Below are 232 nucleotides of genomic sequence, written 5' to 3' on the forward strand. Positions count from 1 at the left end.
GCGGCCTGCACCTGGGCCAGGCGGGGGTGGCCCACCAGCAGGATGGGGTTCTCGCACTGCGGGCACTCGCCCTCGGCCTCGCCCTCGTGCAGGTCCATGCTCCTCTCGCGCGAGGTCCCCTGCCAGTCGCAGGCGGGGCCGGTGTGGGTCGGGGCGCGCCCGCCGGCAGCGAAGTGGTTGGCGAGGGTCGGGGCCAGGTCGGTGACCCGGTCCGGGCTGGCGGTTGAGGGTG

The 232-nt window shown here is 76.3% G+C and carries 1 protein-coding gene; it reads right to left on the reverse strand.

Annotated elements, in window-relative coordinates:
- Positions 1-232: hypothetical protein (locus ACQG3P_RS24870; protein ID WP_426806535.1), on the reverse strand; the 232-nt coding region annotated here is incomplete at both ends.

The organism is Stenotrophomonas sp. SrG, assembly GCF_050031795.1.
Classification (GTDB): Bacteria; Pseudomonadota; Gammaproteobacteria; order Xanthomonadales; family Xanthomonadaceae; genus Stenotrophomonas; species Stenotrophomonas rhizophila_A.